Annotated in this window: 20 protein-coding genes; 13 read left to right on the forward strand and 7 right to left on the reverse strand. The window is 39.8% G+C overall.

The annotated features are described in order from the left end of the window. The first annotated feature begins 5 nt into the window (after window positions 1-5). Entirely contained in the window at window positions 6-2,021 is a 2,016-nt protein-coding gene (locus tag I6F44_RS02025) for a marine proteobacterial sortase target protein (protein WP_197173210.1), read from the forward strand. A gap of 17 nt (window positions 2,022-2,038) precedes the next feature. Further along, window positions 2,039-2,644: a class GN sortase gene (locus I6F44_RS02030; protein WP_197173211.1), complete on the forward strand. Its 606-nt coding sequence runs from the start codon at window positions 2,039-2,041 to the stop codon at window positions 2,642-2,644. Here the strand turns inward: I6F44_RS02030 and I6F44_RS02035 are convergent. Beyond that, window positions 2,539-3,498 carry a DMT family transporter gene (locus I6F44_RS02035; RefSeq protein ID WP_197173254.1) on the reverse strand — a complete coding sequence of 320 codons (960 nt, stop codon included), beginning with the start codon at window positions 3,496-3,498 and terminating at the stop codon, window positions 2,539-2,541. The two genes, I6F44_RS02030 and I6F44_RS02035, sit on opposite strands and share 106 nt — an antisense overlap. A gap of 119 nt (window positions 3,499-3,617) precedes the next feature. Here I6F44_RS02035 and proB point away from each other — a divergent pair, with 119 nt between their 5' ends. From proB to I6F44_RS02055, 4 genes are all read left to right on the forward strand, one after another. Continuing rightward, on the forward strand, window positions 3,618-4,721 hold the full coding sequence (gene proB, locus I6F44_RS02040; protein WP_197173212.1) for a glutamate 5-kinase: 1,104 nt from the start codon (window positions 3,618-3,620) through the stop codon (window positions 4,719-4,721). Window positions 4,722-4,837: 116 nt separating this feature from the next. Next, a complete protein-coding gene (locus I6F44_RS02045; protein WP_007581591.1) occupies window positions 4,838-5,197 on the forward strand; it encodes a glutaredoxin family protein in 360 nt (119 codons plus the stop codon). A 39-nt stretch (window positions 5,198-5,236) separates the two neighbouring features. Further along, entirely contained in the window at window positions 5,237-6,721 is a 1,485-nt protein-coding gene (gene gltX, locus I6F44_RS02050; RefSeq protein WP_007581594.1) for a glutamate--tRNA ligase, read from the forward strand. A gap of 157 nt (window positions 6,722-6,878) precedes the next feature. Continuing rightward, entirely contained in the window at window positions 6,879-7,178 is a 300-nt protein-coding gene (locus I6F44_RS02055) for a hypothetical protein (RefSeq protein WP_021032137.1), read from the forward strand. 4 nt (window positions 7,179-7,182) lie between these two features. Here the strand turns inward: I6F44_RS02055 and I6F44_RS02060 are convergent, their stop codons facing one another. Then, complete coding sequence (locus I6F44_RS02060) at window positions 7,183-7,578, reverse strand: hypothetical protein (RefSeq protein WP_121954706.1); 396 nt, start codon at window positions 7,576-7,578, stop codon at window positions 7,183-7,185. A gap of 109 nt (window positions 7,579-7,687) precedes the next feature. Further along, window positions 7,688-8,557: a CPBP family intramembrane glutamic endopeptidase gene (locus I6F44_RS02065; protein WP_121954701.1), complete on the reverse strand. Its 870-nt coding sequence runs from the start codon at window positions 8,555-8,557 to the stop codon at window positions 7,688-7,690. 112 nt (window positions 8,558-8,669) lie between these two features. On the opposite strand from I6F44_RS02065, the gene I6F44_RS02070 reads away from it, so the two are divergent. The 3 genes from I6F44_RS02070 (at window position 8,670) to I6F44_RS02080 (ending at window position 11,832) form a co-directional block, all read left to right on the forward strand. After that, window positions 8,670-9,371 (forward strand): DUF3581 domain-containing protein, encoded by a 702-nt coding sequence (locus I6F44_RS02070; protein WP_007581602.1) that lies wholly within the window; start codon window positions 8,670-8,672, stop codon window positions 9,369-9,371. Window positions 9,372-9,547: 176 nt separating this feature from the next. Further along, window positions 9,548-10,795, forward strand: a complete 1,248-nt coding sequence (locus I6F44_RS02075) for a DEAD/DEAH box helicase (protein ID WP_024593280.1) — start codon at window positions 9,548-9,550, stop codon at window positions 10,793-10,795. A 59-nt stretch (window positions 10,796-10,854) separates the two neighbouring features. Next, entirely contained in the window at window positions 10,855-11,832 is a 978-nt protein-coding gene (locus I6F44_RS02080; protein ID WP_121954702.1) for a sensor domain-containing diguanylate cyclase, read from the forward strand. A gap of 332 nt (window positions 11,833-12,164) precedes the next feature. On the opposite strand, the gene I6F44_RS02085 is transcribed toward I6F44_RS02080, so the two are convergent. Then, entirely contained in the window at window positions 12,165-13,121 is a 957-nt protein-coding gene (locus I6F44_RS02085) for a methylenetetrahydrofolate reductase (RefSeq protein WP_121954703.1), read from the reverse strand. A gap of 250 nt (window positions 13,122-13,371) precedes the next feature. Between I6F44_RS02085 and I6F44_RS02090 the strand changes: the two genes are divergently transcribed. Then, window positions 13,372-16,254: a M16 family metallopeptidase gene (locus tag I6F44_RS02090; protein WP_197173213.1), complete on the forward strand. Its 2,883-nt coding sequence runs from the start codon at window positions 13,372-13,374 to the stop codon at window positions 16,252-16,254. A gap of 133 nt (window positions 16,255-16,387) precedes the next feature. On the opposite strand, the gene I6F44_RS02095 is transcribed toward I6F44_RS02090, so the two are convergent. After that, window positions 16,388-16,708, reverse strand: a complete 321-nt coding sequence (locus I6F44_RS02095) for a helix-turn-helix transcriptional regulator (protein WP_121954705.1) — start codon at window positions 16,706-16,708, stop codon at window positions 16,388-16,390. A gap of 4 nt (window positions 16,709-16,712) precedes the next feature. After that, a complete protein-coding gene (locus tag I6F44_RS02100) occupies window positions 16,713-17,120 on the reverse strand; it encodes a hypothetical protein (RefSeq protein WP_197173214.1) in 408 nt (135 codons plus the stop codon). Between the two features lie 344 nt (window positions 17,121-17,464). On the opposite strand from I6F44_RS02100, the gene cysE reads away from it, so the two are divergent. Beyond that, window positions 17,465-18,283, forward strand: coding sequence for a serine O-acetyltransferase (cysE, locus tag I6F44_RS02105; protein WP_121955565.1), 819 nt, complete (start codon window positions 17,465-17,467; stop codon window positions 18,281-18,283). A gap of 15 nt (window positions 18,284-18,298) precedes the next feature. Further along, entirely contained in the window at window positions 18,299-18,985 is a 687-nt protein-coding gene (locus I6F44_RS02110; RefSeq protein WP_121955564.1) for a hypothetical protein, read from the forward strand. A gap of 32 nt (window positions 18,986-19,017) precedes the next feature. On the opposite strand, the gene xseA is transcribed toward I6F44_RS02110, so the two are convergent. After that, the gene (gene xseA / locus I6F44_RS02115; protein ID WP_197173215.1) at window positions 19,018-20,352 is read right to left on the reverse strand and encodes an exodeoxyribonuclease VII large subunit; all 1,335 of its coding nucleotides are present in this window, start codon (window positions 20,350-20,352) and stop codon (window positions 19,018-19,020) included. A 135-nt stretch (window positions 20,353-20,487) separates the two neighbouring features. On the opposite strand from xseA, the gene guaB reads away from it, so the two are divergent. Beyond that, a complete protein-coding gene (gene guaB, locus I6F44_RS02120; protein WP_002958783.1) occupies window positions 20,488-21,957 on the forward strand; it encodes an IMP dehydrogenase in 1,470 nt (489 codons plus the stop codon). Window positions 21,958-21,982: the final 25 nt, after the last annotated feature.

The raw sequence follows: 21,982 nt of genomic DNA on the forward strand, positions 1-21,982 counted from the left end.
ATTTTATGTTGAGTAAACCAACCAAAATGCTTACTAAAGTAAGCATTTTTATATTCATAGCGATTGTGCTGTTAGCGAGCTTTAAAAGCCATGCGCAATCACCCAAGTTAGAACTTTTTGATAGCAATGGTGCGCCAGCAGGACCAGCAATAATATTAAAAAGCGACGCCAATATGACCTTAACCGGCCTAATTAATCATGTTGTAGTAACGCAAACCTATCAAAACAAAAACCCGTTTGCGGTTAATGCGCGCTACGTTTTTCCATTGCCAGATGAAAGCGCCGTACATGCCATGACGATGCGTATAGGTGAGCGAGTCATTAAAGGCCAAATTGATAAAAAAGTGGAAGCTGAAAAAAAATACGAAGAGGCTAAAAAAGCAGGTAAGCAAGCGGCCCTTGTACGCCAGCAACGCGCCAATATGTTTATTACGAATGTGGCAAATATTGGCCCTGGTGAGCAAGTAATAATTGAGCTTGAGTATCAAGAAATAATTGATTATAGCAGCGGTACATTTGCTATTAGATTTCCGACTACCATTACACCGCGTTATCACGCGATTAGTGGTGAGGTTGAGGTTAGTACTCAAAATAAAGCGCATGTTAATCCGCTCCCAACGGGATGGTTAAGCCCTGTTTACAGCATTCAAAACATCACTCAAAATAGTACTCAAACTGATAACGTACCAAGCAGCCAATTTAGCTTAAACATTGATATAGACGTAGGCTTAGAGCTGGTGGATATCAATTCTAAATTTCATAATGTTGATGTACAAAACACAGCATTTGGGCAATATAAAATAGCGTTAAATGAGACAAATGCAGTTAATCGCGACTTTGTACTTGAGTTTAAACCGCTACAAAAAGAGCAAGCTCAAGCCGCATTTTTTACTCAGCAGTTTGAAAATGGTGACCGATACGGGCTTGCTATGCTAATGCCACCGGGGGATCACTTTACACAAACTCAGCGCTTACCTCGCGAAATGGTATTTGTAGTTGATACGTCAGGCTCTATGCACGGGCAATCTATGGAGCAAGCTAAAAAAGCCTTGTTTTATGCGCTGTCATTACTCGATAGCGACGACAGTTTTAACATTATTGCTTTTGATAACATAGTGACTCCAATGAGCGATAAACCACTTATAGCCAGCGACTTTAATTTACGCCGTGCAGAGCGATTTATTTATAGCCTCGAAGCCGATGGCGGCACTGAAATACAAGGTGCCCTTAATGCCGTACTTGATGGCAGCGAGTTTGATGGTTTTGTACGCCAAGTTGTATTTTTAACTGATGGTAGCGTTAGTAATGAGGATGCATTGTTTAAAAATATTCAAAGTAAATTAGGTGATAGCCGCTTATTTACAGTGGGTATTGGCAGCGCACCTAACAGCTTTTTTATGCGTCGAGCGGCAGATGTCGGTAAGGGCTCATTTACGTTTATAGGCAGCACAAGTGAGGTGCAACCTAAAATGCAGCAGTTGTTTGATAAGCTTGCACATCCGGCTATTACTAATTTGGCACTAAGCGATGAAAGCGGTAACAACTTAGATTTTTGGCCATCACCACTACCTGATTTATATTTTGGCGAGCCTATTATGGTCGCTATAAAACTTAATAATGCTAAAAGTGTGGTACTTGCTGGGCAAACAGCACAAGGGCCTTTAAGTATTAAATTAAGTACACAAAATAGCTCAAGCGCTCAAGGTATAGCAAAACTGTGGGCGCGCCAAAAAATTAAGTCATTACTTTTATACAACGAGCAAAATACAGTTGAAGATGAAGTACAGGAGCTTGCACTTACTCATCAATTACTTAGCCCGTTTACTGCTTTTATAGCAATTGAACAAACTCAAATAAAAGAAGTGGCAGAGCAAATGGCGCAAGCTAGTAATGCAGTACCACAAGGTATGGCAATGCGTTTACCACAAACCGATGGGCAAAGTAGGCTGCACATAGTATTAGGCTGTATTTTATTATTGGGATTTGGTGCTCTTAAATTTAAACACAGAGCGAATCCCTAAATGAAAAGAGACTTAAAATGAAAAAGTGGCTAAGCGCGGGCTTACTAATCGCTGGGCTTGGATTATTTGGTCACGGTACTTATATGCAGGCAAAAGCGTGGCTTGCTCAAGTATTAATTGAACAAGCATGGCAAGAGGCGCTTAAATCACCTGGTACTAAAGTAAAGCCGTGGTATTACGCCGACAGCTACGTTACTGCAAAGCTTGATTGGCCAAGTCATAATAAAACATTAAGTGTATTGGCTGGAGCGAGTGGTCGTAATTTAGCATTTGCGCCGAGCCAATTTTTACCCGCAGGGGAGCTTGGCGGAAAAGAATTTGGAAACGAAAAAGGCGCGCTAATAGCAGGGCATAACGACACCCATTTTGCATTTTTACAACACGCCAAAGTGGGGGAGGCGTTTACTTTGCAACTGCAAAGTGGGGTGATACAAAATTATAAAGTAACGGGGATTGAGGTTATTCATCAATCCCAAAATACATTTTTACAAACACCTGGGCTGTATTTGCTTACCTGTTACCCTTTTGATTCCCTTGCCTCGGGTACTGATTTAAGATTGCTTGTATCTGCGCAAATGTCTTCGCCCGATTCACTAAGCGGTATATCAACCACAAGTTCTTGATGGCGCTGGCTTACCATTACACCAATAAATACCACAAATATGCTCAGCCATTGCCAAACGTTGAGCACTTCGCCCAAAATAATAGCTGACAAAATAAGTGTAAAAATAGGAATTAAATTAGAGTACGCAGCAGCGGTTAATACCGATACTTTACTAATTGCATAGTTGTACATGCCATACCCGCCAAGAGTTACACACGAGCCTAAATACAAAATGCTCATAAGCGCGGTTAAGTCGTGTTGGTTTTCGCTTGGTAGGTCGATAAAAAACAAAAATGGCGCAAAAAACAAGCTGCCGCTAATACCTTGCAACGCAATTAAAGTCAGGGGCGAGTAGCGATTAGCTAAATGTTTAATACTTACGGTATAAAATGCAGCGCACACCATAGCCATAAGCTCTAAAAAGTTACCCAACAACGGATTAGGTGCCTGCTCAGAACTGGGTGAAAGAAGCGTAAGTAAAATACTGCCGCCAATACACAAAGTAAAACCGACCACGATGGATTTACTTATGTATTCTTTAAGCAATAAAAAGGCAAGCAGCGCAATAATAATAGGCAAGCACGACACAATAACACCGGCCTGCGAGGCTGACGTGTATTCCATTGCATGGCCTTCAAATAAAAAGTACAAGCAAGGCTCAGCAAGCGACATACCCACTAAATACTTCCAGTCACCTTTTAAATACTCAAACCGAATAACGTAGCGCCATAAACAAAGCGACAAAACTAACGTAGTGAGCATGCGTAAAAATATTACCAATGCAGGGTCGTAAATGGCAATGGCGTATTTAAGCGCTATAAAAGAGCTGCCCCATAAAAAGGTGGCAATAATTAAACATAAACTGGCAGGCATAGAGAGTAATTTACATAATTTAATAAAATCAGATCCTAGCATGAATATTTTTAACTTGTTCAAAAATACCGAGCTGGTATAAATTAATTCATCTTTAATTAATCAGTAGTAAAAAGCACATGCAAAGGGAACAGGTAATAGTTGTAAAGCTTGGTACAAGCGTACTTACTGGCGGCACCGATAAACTAGATAAAGCGCATATGGTTGAATTAGTACGCCAATGCTGCGAGCTTAAAAAGCTGGGGCATCACGTTATTTTAGTATCGAGCGGCGCGGTAGCTGCTGGGCGTGAACAACTATTAAAACCCTGTGGCAGAAGCTTAATTGATAAACAAATGCTTGCTGCAATTGGACAAGGTCAACTTATTCATATTTGGCAGAGCTTGTTTGCTTTATATGGGGTAAATGTGGGGCAAATGCTGCTTACTCGCGCTGATGTAGACGACAGAGAGCGCTACCTTAATGCCCGCGATACACTCAATGCATTATTAAATTACGACGTTGTACCCATCATTAACGAAAATGACGCAGTCGCTACCAGTGAAATAAAAGTAGGCGACAACGATAATTTATCGGCGCTTGTCGCTATTTTGGCTAATGCTAATAAGTTACTGCTACTTACCGATCAAGAAGGGTTATTTACCAGCGATCCGCGCACAAACGCCGATGCCACCCTCATTGGCGAGGTAACACATATAAACGATGAACTGCGCCAACTTGCTGGTGGCAGTGGCACAAATTTAGGCACCGGCGGTATGGCAACTAAACTGCAAGCCGCCGATATTGCAAGGCGCGCAGGCGTTGAAGTTATTATTGCTAAAGGTGCAGGTAAAAACGTTATTTTAAAATGTATGAGTGACGAGTTACCAGGCACGCGTTTTTTAAAACTCACCGCCCCAAAAGATGGCCGTAAAAAATGGCTACTAGCCGGGCCTAAAAGTACCGGTCAAATTGTTATTGATACAGGTGCTATTGGTGCCCTTCAAAATAAAGGCGCAAGTTTACTCGCTAAAGGCGTTACTAATGCATTTGGACGTTTTGAACGCGGTGATTTAATTGATTTAATAGATGCAAAAAATCAAGTGATTGCACGGGGCTTAACGCGATTTAGTAGCGTTGAGGTAAATAAAATAAAGGGTGCGCACTCTAGTCAAATAGGCCAATTACTCGATTACGATAGTGGCGCAGAAGTACTTCATAGGGATGATATGGTCTTGCTATAGAAGCACTTTTAGTAAATTAAATTACTTGAGTGTAATTCTCGCAGTATTACACTTTTTTGATTGTAAATTTGTGCTAAAATCTGGCTCCTTAAATTGTTGTAAGCAGAGCACAGAACATGAAATTAGTTCGTTGGTTTTTAGGTTGTATAATCTTATTCTTTAATTTTGTATTTACTCCTCGCAGTAAAAAGCGTGCAAGCGACGAGCAAGCACAGCTTGATCAGCAAACCTCACAATTTAAACTGTATCAATTTAAAGCATGCCCGTTTTGTGTAAAAGTACGTCGCGCCATTAAACGCGAAGGCTTAAACATAGAAACGCGTGATGCAAAAGACAATGAGCAATATCGTCAAGAGCTACTAGAACAAGGCGGCAAAGTTAAAGTGCCTTGCCTGCGTATAGAGCAAAACGGCCAAGTACAATGGCTGTACGAATCAAATGATATTATTGCTTACTTAAACAAAGTAGCTGCATAGACCACTTTTATTATCTCACTTATTTAAAGAGAATATACCATGACAATTCGCACCCGTGTTGCCCCGTCGCCAACTGGTGACCCGCATCTTGGCACCGCTTATATCGCCTTATTTAACTACTGTTTTGCTAAACAACAAGGCGGTGAATTTGTACTTCGTATAGAAGATACAGACCAAGTACGTAGCACGCCAGAGTCTGAACTTGCGATTATGGATAGCCTACGTTGGTTAGGGCTTGAGTGGGATCATGGTCCTGATGTGGGTGGCGAATTTGGTCCTTACCGTCAATCTGAGCGTAGCGATTTATATAAAAAATACGCGCATCAGTTAGTTGATGATGGTAAAGCGTTTTACTGCTTTGCAACAAGCGAAGAGCTTGATCAAATGCGTGAAGAGCAAATGGCAGAAGGCCTACGCCCTAAATATGACGGTCGTGGTTTAAACCATACAGATGAAGAAATTAAAGCAAACTTAGCTGAAGGCAAACCTTACGTTATACGTATGAAAATCCCAAGCGAAGGCACATTTAAGTTTAACGACTACTTACGTGATGAAATTGAGATCCCGTGGGAAAACGTAGACATGCAAGTGCTTTTAAAAGCGGATGGCTTTCCAACGTACTTTTTAGCGAACGTAGTTGACGACCACCATATGGAAATTAGTCATATTTTCCGTGGTGAAGAGTGGATTAACTCAGCACCTAAGTTATTAAAACTGTATGAAGATTTTGGTTGGGAAGCACCAGTACTTGGTCACTTACCATTACTACGTAACCCAGATAAATCAAAGCTGTCTAAGCGTAAAAACCCAACGTCTATTAATTACTATAAAGAAATGGGCTACCTGCCAGAAGCCGTGCTTAACTACTTAGGCCGTATGGGTTGGTCAATGCCAGATGAGCGTGAAAAGTTCACGTTAAACGAGATGATTGAAAACTTCGACATGAAGCGCGTATCGCTTGGTGGTCCAGTATTCGACGTAGATAAATTAAGCTGGTTAAACGGCATGTGGATCCGTGAAAATCTAACCGACGAGCAGTTAATTCAGCGCTTTGTTGATTGGAAGTTTAATGGCGAAATGCTCGCTAAAATATTACCAGAAGTTAAAACACGTATTAATACGCTGTCGGATATGGTTGAGCTTGCAGGGCACTTTGTAGGTGGTATTCCAACTTACGATCCTGCGCTATTAACAGCCGGCAAAGCAGACGAAAACGTGATTCGCCAAGCGCTACAATTTTTTGTATGGCAGCTTGAAGGTTTACGTAGCTTTGAAAAGCCCGCTATTTTTGCAATAGCAAAAGAAGTTGCAACATTCCACGAGCTTAAGATTAAAGACTTTTTAGAGCCAATATTTGTCGCAATTACTGGCAAAACGTCAAGTACGTCAGTGCTTGATGCAATGGAAATATTGGGGTCTGACTTATCACGTGCTCGTTTACGTGTTGCACTTGCTCATTTAGGTATTTCTAAAAAGCAGGCTAAAAATATAGAGCGTGCGTACCGCGAATACCCAAGTGCATAATTGCTAAAATGTACTTTTAAAAGCCGAGCTTTATTAAGCTCGGCTTTTTTGTTTCAGGCTGTTTAGCTATATGACATCGTATTTTGATATTGTTTAGCCTAAGCATTCACAATTTACTAAATGCTACAATGCGGCATATAAACTCATAGGAGGCAGTATGATTGCAACCGTTAAAAACAAAGCTATTTTTAGTAGTAATACATTTTCGATAAACCTTGTTACTTACCCAACCAATCATAGCGTAATGAACCATATTGACCCTGTGCAGCAAGGGCGCTATTACAAGCTCAACTTTGTATTAGAAAAACCTAAAGCGGGTGGGGTATTTAAATGCTCAAAATGCATTATAAATTTATTTAATCGCGTGTATTTATTCAGACCCGATAAGTACGAACACAGCGTATCTAAAATCGAGTCTGGAAAGCGTGTACTACTGAGCTTTGCGCTTAATATATAATTTATTAATAGTCGTAGGCCTGTCCGGTGCATAAAACAGATAGGTCGCAGTACGATACAGACGTTTCACCACAAGAATTGATAGTAAAAGCATTTCCGCCTCTATTCATAGTATCATTCTTAAGTGCGTCAATGGCGTGAGACTTAGCGCGGTTATAGCTAATATTAGGCTTAGCATCACGATTGTTGCTAACACAGAACTGCCCTTCAACTCGACCTAAAAGTTTAGCACCGCTTTCGTGCGCCTCTTGATCACTATAAAACTGTTGAAGATCTCCTCTAGCAACACGAGTACTGACCTGCTCTGCTAAAATATCTTTAGTTATATTGGTATGGAAGCGAGCTCCAGAACAACCAGCTAAAATAATGAGTAAACTTAAGGTTGCTGTGACTCTTAGCATATCTAATTGATCCATCAATTTATTAATTTCGTTAGGAAATAAAGATACCCATTTAATTTAATACATGCAAGGCTAATAGGTTAATAAATTGTTTGTATTTGTAAGTGACTTAAATACTACTGAGCATAGGGTAAGTAAACAAAAAGAAGTGGCAAATATTAACCAACCAATGGCATAAAATAGCCCACTCTAAGCGCTGCGTTTTATAAAAAACATAGCCATACCCCAAGCCTGCAATAAATGAAACCAATACATAGTTAATTCCTCCAGCAAAATGTGCCAAAGCAAAAATACCTGCAGTAATTACAGGAGCAAGTATTGCTAAACGGGTCGGTGTAATTATTTTGTTAAGCTTAGTTTGTAGTAAACCTCTAAATAAAGCTTCCTCGGCAACACAGGTAAATAAAAGATTAATAGCAATAAAGGCTAACCAAAAGCCAGGAACCTTAGGGTTAAAGCTTACAAGTCCAAGTATTAAAGCCGCAGTGAGCGTAGCTAAAACAGTAGCAATAATTATTAAACTGGCTTGTTTAACGTTTAATGGGCCCGCTTTATTAGAGTCTGCTTTTAAAGTTTTTTTATTCGAATAAAAGTAAGCACAAAGAAATAACCCCGCCATAGCTTTATCAAAATTAGCATAAAGAGTAAAAGTAATCGCATCGCTTGAAATACGCTCGTTTATAACAATGGGGAGGTTATTAAAACCAGGTACCCAATGAAGTGCTAATGCTAATGAGGAAACTATAAAAACAGTACTTAAAGTAGCGCGTATTATTGCCTGCTTTGTATTTAGCGCACAGTAGTATAAAACAACGTAAAGCCCGGTTAACAGCAGGGCATATAAATTTATATAACTTTGAAAATATGCACTTACAACACTTAAAGCTAGTAAGTAGTGCCAAAGGGGTTGCCGCATTATTGATATTTTGCAGTACGGAAAAACACATATAATTGATAGCGCTAATAAATAAAAGGTCATTGTTTTTTATTGCTCTGTTTTATTTAGCAACTAATCTAACAGATTCGACCTCTCAGTATTTTTTTTCTGGTAATATAGATAGGTTATAAGCAGTTTAAGCAGTGAATAAACTATGTTAAGTCCTTTTTTTCAGCAGCATGCTGATTATGTTTCTATCTCTCGTGAGCAGGGTTGTCGATTCGCTAAATGCGTTGCTGACGATTACAATCCACTTCACGACAAAGATGCCAAAAAGTTTTGCGCGCCAGGAGACTTACTTTTTTCATTGGTACTAGACCGCTACGGTATTAGTGAACAAATGGAATTTACTTTTGCCGGTATGGTTGATGAAAACACCAAACTTAACTTCCCTGAAGGGGCTGATGAGTTTGATGTAACCAATGGCGAAAAGGTTATTTTAAAGGTAAAGCGCAAAGGTAAAACCAGCCAATGCCCAGCACTGACTAATAGCCTAATAAAAAATTATGTTGAGTTTTCTGGTACTACTTTCCCGCATGTAATTATTCCATTAATGGGTAAGCAAGAGGTAATGATTAACCCTGCTCGCCCAATGATCATTTACGAATCAATGCTTATCAACCTTGATAATCTTGATATTACAGCACCAGAACTTGAGTTTGCAGAGCCTAGTTTTGAGTACGCCGGCAAGCGCGGAAAAATTACACTACGTTTTAACTTGTTAGAAAACGGCGTTAAAGTGGGTAGTGGTGAAAAGCATATGGTAGTTTCGGGTATACGCGAATACTGCCAAGCAACAGTTGACGATTTAATAGCGTTTTACAACGAGCGTAAAGCGACACTAAAGCCAGCTTAAAGCTACAGCAAATTATAAAAGGCGCTAAATACAGCTGTTATTTAGCGCCTTTTTTATTGTTTTAGCGCTAAAGTGAAAGTGAGCAACCACGATTAAATACTTTTCTGGACTGGTTAATTTACGCAGTACAGTAATATGCGTACAATAGCGCTCTTTGTTATTTTAAAGCTAAGCCTATGTCTGCCACTACGTTCTCATCACTTAATCTCGACCCGTTATTATTAACAGCGATTGAGCAAAATAATTACACTCAACCTACCGCAATTCAGATTAAAACTATTCCGCCTATTTTAGCCGGAAGTGATGTAATGGGCAGCGCGCAAACAGGTACTGGTAAAACCGCCGCCTTTGTTTTACCTTTATTACATAAGCTTTTAAATACCCCTAAAAAAGATGAGCAAGGCCTTGCCCGCGTTGTAATTTTAACGCCAACCCGTGAGCTTGCTCAGCAAGTATTTGCAAGCTTTGAAAAGTACGCACAAGGCACTAATATCAATGGCGCTTTAGCCTATGGTGGCGCAAGTATTGGCCCTCAAATAAAAGCACTTAAAACAGCGCAAGTTATAGTGGCAACACCTGGGCGTTTGCTTGATCATATAGTTAAAGGCAGTGTGGTACTTTCAAGCGTAGACTCCTTAGTGTTTGACGAAGCTGACCGCATGCTTGATATGGGGTTTATTGATGAAATTAGACGTATATTGCGACATATCCCGGGCGATCGCCAAACTTTACTATTTTCAGCTACGTTTGATGACAGCGTGTTTGAACTCAGTAAAAAACTACTTAAAAACCCAGAGCTAATTGAAGTTGATAAACGTAACTCAGCCGCGGTTGAAGTAGAGCAAGTTATTTACGCTGTAGATGAGGATCGTAAGCGCGAACTTGTATCGCACATGATTGGCATGAAAAACTGGCGCCAAGTGCTTATTTTTACTCGCACAAAACAAATGGCTGATCAGCTTGCTAAAGAAATGTGTAAAGACGGTTTAAAAACCGAATCAATCCATGGCGACAAATCGCAAGGCGCACGCGACCGTGCATTGCAAAACTTTAAAGAAGGTATTACGCGCGTACTTGTTGCAACCGATGTAGCTGCGCGTGGTTTAGATATTTCTACACTTAGATACGTAATTAACTTTGAACTACCATACATTGCCGAGGATTACGTGCACCGTATTGGCCGTACAGGTCGTGCTGGTGAGCAAGGACTTGCTATGTCGCTGGTAAGCCTTGATGAGCAATGGCTGCTAGAAGAAATTGAAGTACTACTTGATACGCGTTTAACGCCGCAGTGGTTAGAAGGTTACGAGCCTGATCCTAATAAAAAGCCAAAAGATAATCGTAAAAACACCAACAAGTCGCGAAAAGATCGCGATAAAAAACGCATTACAGGTAAAAGAGAGCCAAGCAGACGTCGTAAATAATAGCTTTTATTTTGCTTTTTTGCCTATACTGGAGCTACTAAATAGCCGAGGTAAAGCTAATGTTTGAAACTGATCAATGGGCATTTTCTGGTATTGATGGCCAGATATCTTTGCATAAATGGCAAAAAACCATAGATCTTATTACGGGGCTTTTTTCAGCCCCGTCTGGTTATATCGTACAGGCAACAAGTAAAGGCTATCGCGTTGTTATCAGAAGTAACGAAGGTGGCTCTAACTTTGAGACAAATCCCATACTTCCTCCTCAAACACCTCTTTTTTGTCGTCACGTTGCTGAAACTAATAATATTTTATATGTTAATGATGCAAGCAATAACGATGCATGGAACACCCTACCAGAAGTAGTTGAAGATGGTGTTGAATCCTACCTAGGTTTACCTATTCATTGGCCTGAGGGCGAAGTGTTTGGCACGCTATGCTTAAAAGACACTAAAATAACAAGCTATACCGATGAATATTTTGAACTCATAGAGCAACTACGCGATTTAATTGAAGATGATTTAGCACTTGTGCATAGCTATGAGCAAATGCGCGAAATAGCCATGTTAGACTCATTAACGAATATTTATAATCGTCGAGCACTTAACTTATTAGCCCAGCAAAAACTTAACTTAGCGCTGCGTTTAGGCTTTGACGTGTGTTGTTTGTTTATTGATATAAACGACTTTAAAAAATTAAACGACACCTGCGGACATGAAGTGGGCGACAAAGCATTGATTATATTGGCAGATACGCTAAAAACGCATTTAAGAGATGCCGATATAGTAGGGCGTTTAGGTGGCGATGAGTTTGTTGCAGTAATGCAAGTAAGCGATAAAAGCAAGATTAACTACATCATGGATAAAATTTCGACTGAGTATTCAAAAGCCTTACTCAAAGAAGACGTTTGCGATTTATCGCTAAGTATTGGTTATAGTTTTACTAATAAACAAAAGCAGCCATTTGAAGCGCTATTAAATGATGCAGACCACGCAATGTATAAAAATAAACAAGCGTATAAGCTCGCTAAAAAAGCATAATAAAAGGAGGTTCGTCATGACTCATGCCACACAAACTTGGCTGGTTTTTTCTGCGATAGGTTTTATTTTTTTCCTTAGCAATAATAAGCTTATTTGAAACGTTCCCTAGCATTAGATTTATATCTAATGAGGGAATAATTTTTGGTGTTATGTGCTCCTCTATGGGGTTTGCCTTAAAAAGGCTTGAGAGTAATAACCAAAAACACCTTCAATAAATAGCTTAAGCTGCAAATCTTTACTTGTATTTATTAATTAATTTTTCAAAGAACGGACATAAAAAAGCAAGCCATGAGGCTTGCCAAGAAGGGTGTTAATTAGCTCTAACATAGCTTTTAAGCTATTAGCTTTTCCGCAAGGTTCAATTCCATAATGGCTTTTAATAAACGGTATAAATTAATTGACGCGTCAATTTCTTCTTTACGGTTTGTTAAGCTTTCAATATTTAAGCCCAGCGGTACATCTAAATGCGCACAGCTTTTAAGTATTAAGTCGAGGTTTTCGCGGCAAATACGGACTGATTCGCTTAATGTATTGTCTGCATCAAGCATGCGCCATTTAGTTGCCTCTGGCACTGAGATACCCAACCATTGCATAAAGTCTAAGGTTTTTTCGCCGCCGCACGGGGTAAACGTTAATATAATACGTTGAGGTGTAATCCCTTGTGCTTTACATGTACGTGCGTAGCTAGTAATTAGCTCTATAGTAGCTTGTGCGTCGTAAACAGCTTGCGATATAAAAAACTGACAACCTTGTGCTGTTTTTTCTATTAATCGTTCGTGCTCATTTCGTTTACTTGAATGGCGCTCGGCAATCGTAACGCCACCTAAAAAGAAATCATCTGATTGCTCAGCCATCGCTTTATACGCATCTGGCAGGCTTAGCTTTATATCGCCTATCGATGACGGGCTACCTACTAAAACAACATTTTGTAAATTGTAGTCGTTTTTAGTTTCACTTAGCCAATCTTTAAATTCGCCTACGCCACGCTGCGCCACACTTTTATAAGTAATCACATCTTGTGCAGATAAATTACGAAGTAAATGGCTGTATTCACGCGGATCAACGGTTTGTTTAAACGCAAATGGGCGGTCTTGATTAGTGCGGCTGCTTTCGTCTTGAATGTCATAAATTATCACGCCGTCGTATTCAATTTCGTGTAAGCGACCTAATAGCTTTTCTGCAATGGTTTTTAATTGCGCTTTATCGGTGCCAATTTTAGGCGGGGTAGTACCAATAAGATAAACACCTTGGTTGGTGTCCACTATCTTCTCTTTTAGTGATAAAGCCATAATCCTCATTCCAGCTAAGTTTGTTTTGATGGATTTAATATAGCAGCCATTTAGACGTCTAGATAGATTTATTTAGTGAAAGTTTTTCAACTAACATGATGTTTATTCATAGTGCTTGTTCCCATAATTTATAATTGACACAGTTGTTTACATAATAAATTCCCTTTGGGCTCTTATATTTATTGGCTTTGGGGCATAATTAAAGAGTTAAATCTGACAACAAATTTGCTCAATTTAAAAAGGGACAATAATGAAATTTAAATTATTAGCAACCAGCTTAGCGGTATCGCTGGCGTTAACGGGTTGCGCCATGCAACAAAACCGAAGCACGCAAACAACAGCACAACAAGAACAAGTAAATAAAGCTGATGATCGTGTTTTTTCGCAAGATTATTTAATTGAAGAGCTAGAAAACGGCTTGCGTGTCATGGTTGTTAAAACCGATTACCCTGATGTGGTGTCGCTGCAAATTCCGGTATCGGTTGGGTCGCGTAACGAAGTTGAAGAGGGCAAAACAGGCTTTGCTCACTTTTTTGAACACATGATGTTTAAAGGCTCACAAAAATATCCTGAAGATGTGTACTCAGACATATTAAAAAATTCAGGTGTTGATAACCGCGCTTATACAACAAACGATTTTACAAACTACCATTTAAACTTTTCAAAGCAGCATCTTGATAAAGTACTTGAGCTTGAAGCTGATATTTTTCAAAACTTAACTTACACCGAAGAGCAATTTAGAACAGAAGCACAAACGGTAAAAGGTGAGTACTTAAAAAACAACGCGAGTCCAATTCGTAAATTATTAAGCGCTGTACGCGAAGAAGCGTTTGATAAGCACACGTATAAACACACCACTATGGGCTTTTTTAAAGACATAGAAGCGATGCCAGATCAAATGGCGTACGGAAAAGAGTTTTTTGCTAAATTTTATAAACCTGAGTATGTGTCACTTGTTATTGTGGGCGATGTAGATCCACAAGCAACAATGGCAATGGTTAAAAAGCATTGGGGTAGCTGGAAAAAGGGTAACTATGTTGCTGACATTAAAGCAGAGCCTGTTCAACAAGCATCAAAATATTTGCACCAGCAAGATGAAGCGCTACCAGGACATTGGTTACTTGTATCCTACAAAGGCGCTGCGTGGGAGCCTGCTAAAAAAGACAGAGCGGCGCTTGATTTAATCTCACAGCTTTATTTTTCAAGTAATTCAGATTTATATCAAGAGCTAGTGGTCGACAAACAAATTGCCAGCCAAATGTTTACCTATAACCCAGAGACCAAAGATCCGGGTTTATTACACGTATTTGTTAAAGTAGAAAACGCAGATGATTTAGCCACTGCACGCGATGCAATTAACCGAACTTATGCAAAAGCACGCACTGAGCTTGTTGATGAGCAAAAGCTCAGTGATTTAAAATCGAACCTTAAATACAGCTTTATTAATGGCTTGGATTCATCGCAAGCGATTGCATCAACCCTTGCCAGCTACATGCATTTTGAGCGCGATCCTGAGGTTATAAACCAGCTGTATAAATCGGCAGATAACATCACCAGCGCAGATATTAAAGCCGTTGCTAATAAATACTTTACTGATAACGCACGTACCACATTAACAATGTCGGCACTTGATAAAGCCCCAGGTTTCGAGCAAGAAGTTGATTTAAATGCGCTTACTGCAAAGCTTGAACAAGCACCTGCGGCACCTGTATTTAAAGTGCTTGATAAAACCAATCGCTCGCCATTAATTGATGTTAACTTTTTATTCAATACCGGTGCGGCTGCCGACCCACAAGGTAAAAAAGGTGTTGCTGCGTTAACTGCGGCTATGCTTGCACAAGGTGGCTCAGAGGCGACAAGCTATAAAGATATTCAAAAAGCACTTTATCCGCTTGCGGGTAGCTTTGGCTATCAAATAGATAAAGAAATGCTGTCGTTCCAAGGACGTATTCACAAAGATAATGCGGCGCAGTGGTATACACTTGTGAGCGATCAATTACTAAACCCAGGTTTTAGAGATGACGATTTTAAGCGCCTTAAAAAAGAAATGATCGACGGCATTAAGTCAGGCTTAAAAGCATCTAACGATGAAGAGCTAGGCAAAGAAGTGCTATACAGTGCGCTTTACAAAAATCACCCTTATGAAAGTTACAACTACGGTGATATTTCGGATTTAGAAGCGTTGACGCTAGATGATGTTAAAGCGTTTTATAACAGCGAGCTTACGCAATCTAAACTCACGGTTGGCTTAATTGGGGCTGTGCCTGCAAAGCTTAAAGCTAAAATGATGAGCGATTTTGCAACGCTACCAAAAGGTGAGCAAAGCCGTTTAAGTATTCCTGATGCACCAGCGCTTAAAGGTCATCATGCAACTATTGTAGAAAAATCGGCGCAATCGACAGCGGTATCGTTTGGTTTTCCTATTGATACAATAAGAAGTAGCGAAGACTGGACAGCCCTTTGGCTTGTGCGTTCGTACTTTGGTGAGCACCGTAGTTCTAACAGCTTTTTATATGAGCGCATTCGTGAAACTCGCGGCATGAACTATGGCGATTACGCATACATTGAATACTTTCCACGTGGTATGTTTCAAACCAAGCCTGATGCAAACCTAGGGCGCTCTGAGCAAATATTTCAAGTGTGGTTACGCCCACTTCGCTCTAATAACGATGCGCACTTTGCAACACGTACCGCTTTGTTTGAGCTAGATAAGCTAATTAAAAATGGTATGAGCGAAGATGACTTTGAAGCTACGCGTAACTTTTTAATTAACTTTGTGCCGCAAATGGTTGCAAGTCAAAACCGCCAATTAGGTTACGCACTTGATAGCGAATTTTACAACACAGATAGCTTTGTAAGTTACGTAACTAACAAACTTAAAACGCTAAGCGTTGCTGATGTAAATCGCGTTATTAAAGAAAACTTACAAACAGACAACGTTCACTATGTATTTATTACTGGTGACGGCGCTGATATGCAAAAACGTTTAGCATCGCAGCAAACATCGCCAATGATTTACAACACTAATAAACCTGCTGAGTTGGTTGCTGAAGATAAAGTGATTGCTGATTATAAACTGGCAATTCCTGCAAAAAATATTGAAGTGATGAAAGTCGATAAAGTATTTCAATAATTTAAGTGGTTTTTAAACTATCTTGAAACGTATAAAAAATGCCCCAGTGCTTTAAAGCTCTGGGGCATTTTTATATTAATACTTTAAGCCAAAGCAAAGACTTGTTACTAATAAAATAAGCTCGTTACTAATATCATAAGCTTGTTATTAATAGCATACAGCCAACACCGAGTGTAAAGCTAATTAAAGAGCTTATAGCAATAGCTACAATAAACTTTTGCGTTGATTGGACTTTAACCGTTTCATCTACTTCTAAGTCGTCTAGTTTTATAAGCTCGCCTTGGCGCACTTCAAATACTGCGCATAAAGCCATTGTGGTTTCTTTTGATGCCGCACCTTCTTTCTCTACACGCTGAACGGTACGCAAGCTTACATCGCAGGCATCGGCAAGTTGCTGTTGCGTCCAATTAAATTGCTGCCTAAGTTCTTTTATTGTTTTAGGATTAAGTTGCATGCGTTTATTTACCTACCACCAAGTCAATTAACGCAAAGGTTGAATACCCACCCAAGTATCCGGCTAGTACACAGGCAGAAAAAAAGAGCACGGCTCTTTTCGTATCCTTAATAAAAGGAAGTACAGTTTGTTCTTGTTGTTTTATTTGCTCATTATTTTTAAAAAAAGTACATTCTAGTTTGCCAGTAATAATATTTTGCATGTGATACTTAACTTGGTAGTTATGTTTTTTAAACTCAAATGTATGCGTGCTTTTTCTACCAATACTACGTTTACTACTAACTAAATCGTCGTTTACATAGATTTCTTCTTTGCCTGTAAAGTAGCTGCCAAAACAGGCTATTTGATTGTCGCCATCTTGAAAGTAAAATTTGTAACCTAATTTTCTTGTATTTAATATATCGTTTTTCATCATCGTTATCCTTGTTGAGTTGATGATGCTAATTTAGCGTTTGTTTTTGTTATTTACGCCGTCAGCTGTACGCCAGTATGTATTTTGGCATATGACAGGTGAGCTGTCATATGTTGTTAGCTTTTGATTTTTATTAATTTATTATATTTTAAGTATGTATTGGTCATTTTAGCTACTGTCGTATAACTTAATCTAAAAAATAGGTAAGTATTTAAAATATCATTTCTGGGTGCTAGTTATATCTAATAACCAGAACAAATAACTAAGGGATTAACACCTTAGTGGTTAAATCCGTTAGACTTGGGAAAAGGCTATTTTATATCAACTTAAGGCAGTGCAGTATTATGCGTCATGCAATTTGGCAACAGCTTCGCGACGAAGCTAACGATGTAGTAAAACGTGAACCATTATTAGCAAGTCATGTTTATTCATGCATTTTGAATCATGATTGTTTAGGTTCGGCATTGAGCTTTATTGTTGCTAATAAGTTGGCTGATGCGGTGGTATCTGCATTCACTATCCGAGAGTTGTTCGACCAAGCATTTGTAAAATGTGACCGTATGCTATCTTTTGTTGCTGAGGATATTAAAGCGGTAAAAGACCGCGATCCGGCATCAGAAACCTATCTTACGGTTATATTAAATCTAAAAGGTTTTCATGCTATTCAGGCGCACCGTTTGGCTAATTGCTTGTGGCAACAAAATCGCAAAGAGCTAGCTCGCTTTATTCAAAGCCGTAACTCTGAAGTGTTTGGGGTCGATATTCACCCAGCATGTAAAGTGGGTAAAGGCATTATGTTTGACCACGCAACCGGTATTGTTATTGGTGAAACAGCGGTAATTGAAGATAACGTATCAATACTTCAATCTGTAACGCTTGGCGGTACAGGCAATGAGCAGGGCGATCGTCATCCTAAAATTAGAGCGGGCGTGTTAATTGGCGCCGGCGCTAAAGTACTTGGTAATATTGAAGTAGGTGAGGGCGCACGAATTGGTGCGGGCTCAGTTGTACTTAGCAATGTTCCACCACACACAACCGCTGTTGGCGTACCCGCTAAAATTATTGGTCGACCGGATTGTGAGTGTCCGGCGCAAAGTATGAACCAAAACTTTTTGACTCAACAAGAGCCAGAAAACGCATCGCATACTAGCGCAATGCTGTAGCCTTAGGTAAAAATAATGTCTAATAAAAGTAACTCACTTTCAATGTTGCTAAGTTTTATTGCTGGTGTGGGGTTGGCTAGTAGTTACTTTTTGTTTTTTAATAAAATATCTAATGACGCATATCCTCAGTCAGAAAATACGCGTCAGAATGTTACTATTAAAGTCAGTAGCAATAATAAACTTAGTAGTCATGATGTTAGCAATGACTCAAACCTAAATAGCGCTTTAATTACGGCCAACCAAAATGCTACACGGCAATTTGTTGAACAAGAGTATACTCAGCAAATAAGTACGCTTACCGACGAACTTGCCGTTAAAACCAAGGAACTAAAGCGTGCCGAACAACAATTAAAGTCAACTCAGTTAGCGCAATTAGATGATGTTGATTTTTCTAAGCAACTTGATGAAAAATTTGATAATGAAAGTGAAAATACTCAGTGGAGTTATGAAATAGAAACGGCGCTTACCGATTTTTTAATTACCAGCAACTTGAGTAACTCAGCACAGTTAAGTGATTTGGAGTGCAAGCAAACACTGTGTAAATTTGTGATTGTTGCTGAGCAAAGTAATGAGCAAGGACATGCGCAGTGGCGTGAGCTTAACGATAAGCTAACAGCAATGCCCTGGTGGCAGCAATTTAAGCTAACTACATCAAGCTCTAACGACGAGAAAATAGAGTTTGTAGTAAGTATCAAAGAGTAAGTATACGCACTTTATAATGTTTTTTAACAGCCTTAGCTATGTACTTGTGAGTGCACCACGCCGTCAACAAATTCTGTAATTAGCGTGTCGCCAGCTTTTACATCTCCTACCGATTTAACCACTTTGTTTTTCTCATTTTTTGTAATGCTGTAACCACGTGCTAATACGTTGAGTGGGCTTACTGAGTCTAATCTACTCGCTTGTAACGCCAAATTATTATTAGCTTGTTGCAATTGATGTTGTATAGCCTGATTAAGCCTTGCTTGTATTTGCGCGAGTTGATGGTTTGCTGTAGCGAGTTTTTTATCGGGTGATTGGCGCATTAAACGCGGCGTTAAGTTATTGAGTGTGCGTTCTTGCTGGTATAAACGATTACGCATCGCCTGTTGCAGCGCAATGCTTAGCTCATCCAAACGTTGTGATTTTTGATTAAGCTGATTACGCGGATGACATAAATTAAGGCGGTGTTGTAACTGCGTTGCTTGTGCGCGCTTGTCGGCAATGCCGTGCTTAAACGCGTTAGATAAACGATTAACTAATTGCGTTACTTTGTTGTGTAACTCTTGCGTATTTGGGCTTACAAGCTCAGCTGCGGCTGATGGAGTCGCTGCACGAACATCAGCAACGTAATCGCTAATCGTGGTATCTATTTCGTGGCCTACCGCACTTACTATCGGTAATTCACTTTTGAAAATAGCGCGGGCGAGCTGTTCGTGATTAAAACACCATAAATCTTCAAGTGATCCGCCGCCTCGCCCTAAAATAAGTACGTCTACTTCATCACGAGCATTAGCTAATTCAATTTGGTTAATTAAATGCACGTGCGCTTCTTTGCCTTGTACCATAGCAGGGTAAATGATGACCTCTAGCTGCGGCGCTCGGCGTTTGAGTACCGTTAAAATATCTTTTATAGCAGCGCCGGTTGCTGAGGTAATAACACCAATACGATTAATATTTTGCGGTAATGGTTGTTTGTGAACTGAGCTAAATAATCCCTCGGCGGCTAAGCGCATTTTAAGCGCATCAAATTCTTGCTTTAGCTGACCTTCGCCTGCGGGTTCCATATGCTCAACAATAAGCTGGTAATCACCGCGAGGTTCATAAAGCGATACACGCGCTTTTACTGTAACTTGTGCGCCATTGGCAGGACGGTAGCTTTGGTTGCGATTGTTGCCGCGCCACATAGCGGCTTTAATTTGTGCTTTATCGTCTTTTAACGAAAAATACCAATGCCCAGATGCTGGTGTAATAAAGTTCGAAATTTCGCCGGTTAATATAAGCGATGCAAACCCTTGTTCAAGAAGCGTGCGAATTTCTCTATTAAGGCGTGACACGGTGTAAACTGCTTTTGAGGACGGTGAAAACATAAAAAACAACCTAAATCTATTTATAGGGCTACTTTATCATAAATATTTGCGAAATATTATTTACTCATGCCAACAACGCTGTTAAAATTTGGCCGCAATTCCTTATCTTAGATCCACATGTGAGAAGTTGCCAAAATGCTTAGAATCGCTAAAGAAGCTCTTACCTTTGATGACGTACTTTTAGTACCTGGTCATTCTACTGTTTTGCCACACACGGCAAATATTTCAACTCGCTTAACGCGTGGTATCAAACTTAACTTGCCGCTTATTTCAGCATCTATGGATACTGTTACAGAAGCTCGTTTAGCTATTGCCCTTGCGCAAGAAGGTGGTCTTGGTTTTATTCATAAAAACATGACTATTGAAGAACAAGCGAAAAACGTACGTAAAGTTAAAACCTACGAAGCAGGTATTGTTTCATACCCTGTAACGGTTACTGCCGATTTAACAATTGCAGATGCAATTGAGCTTTCGCACGAAAAAGGTTTTTCAGGCTTTCCGGTTACCGATAGCAATAATGTGCTTGTAGGCATTGTTACTAGTCGTGATATGCGTTTTGAAACTAAGCTTGAACAGCCTGTTTCTACCGTTATGACTAAAAAAGAAAAGCTTGTTACCGTTAAAGAAGGCGCAGCACGCGAAGAAATTTTAGGCTTAATGCACGAACACCGCATTGAAAAAATCTTAGTTGTTGATGATGAATTTAAACTTAAAGGCATGATCACAGTAAAAGATTACCAAAAAGCCCAAGATAAACCTGACGCATGTAAAGACGACCAAGGTCGTTTACGTGTAGGTGCTGCTGTAAGTGTTGGCGCAGGTACTGATGAGCGCATTGCTGCATTAGTAGAAGCGGGTATTGATGTTTTACTTATCGATACATCGCATGGTCACTCTCAAGGTGTTATTGACCGTGTTACTAAAACTCGCAAAGAATACCCAGACCTACAAATTATCGCAGGCAACATCGCAACAGCTGAAGGTGCGATTGCACTTGCTGATGCGGGAGCGGATGCAGTTAAAGTAGGTATCGGCCCAGGTTCTATTTGTACTACACGTATTGTTACCGGTTGTGGCGTTCCACAAATTACAGCTATTTCAGATGCTGTTGAAGGCTTAAAGGGTCGCGACATTCCTGTTATTGCTGATGGTGGCATTCGTTTTTCTGGCGATATTGTAAAAGCACTTGTTGCTGGTGCATCGTGTGTAATGGTGGGTTCTCTTCTTGCTGGTACTGAAGAAGCGCCAGGTGAAGTTGAATTATACCAAGGTCGTTACTACAAGTCATACCGCGGTATGGGCTCATTAGGTGCGATGGATCAAAAAGAAGGTTCATCAGATCGTTACTTCCAAAAATCAAACGAAGCAGACAAGTTAGTACCTGAAGGTATTGAAGGTCGCGTAGCTTACAAAGGTCCTATTGCAACGATTATTCATCAGCAAGTGGGCGGCCTACGAAGCGCTATGGGCTTAACGGGTTGTGCAACAATTGAAGAGCTAAATACAAAACCACAATTTGTACGTGTTACTTCAGCCGGTATGGGTGAGTCGCACGTTCATGATGTGCAAATCACTAAAGAAGCACCAAATTACCGCTTAGGTTAAGCAGCGTAATTAATTTAATATACTG

Source organism: Pseudoalteromonas sp. NZS11_1 (assembly GCF_015864275.1).
GTDB classification, from domain to species: Bacteria; Pseudomonadota; Gammaproteobacteria; order Enterobacterales; family Alteromonadaceae; genus Pseudoalteromonas; species Pseudoalteromonas arctica.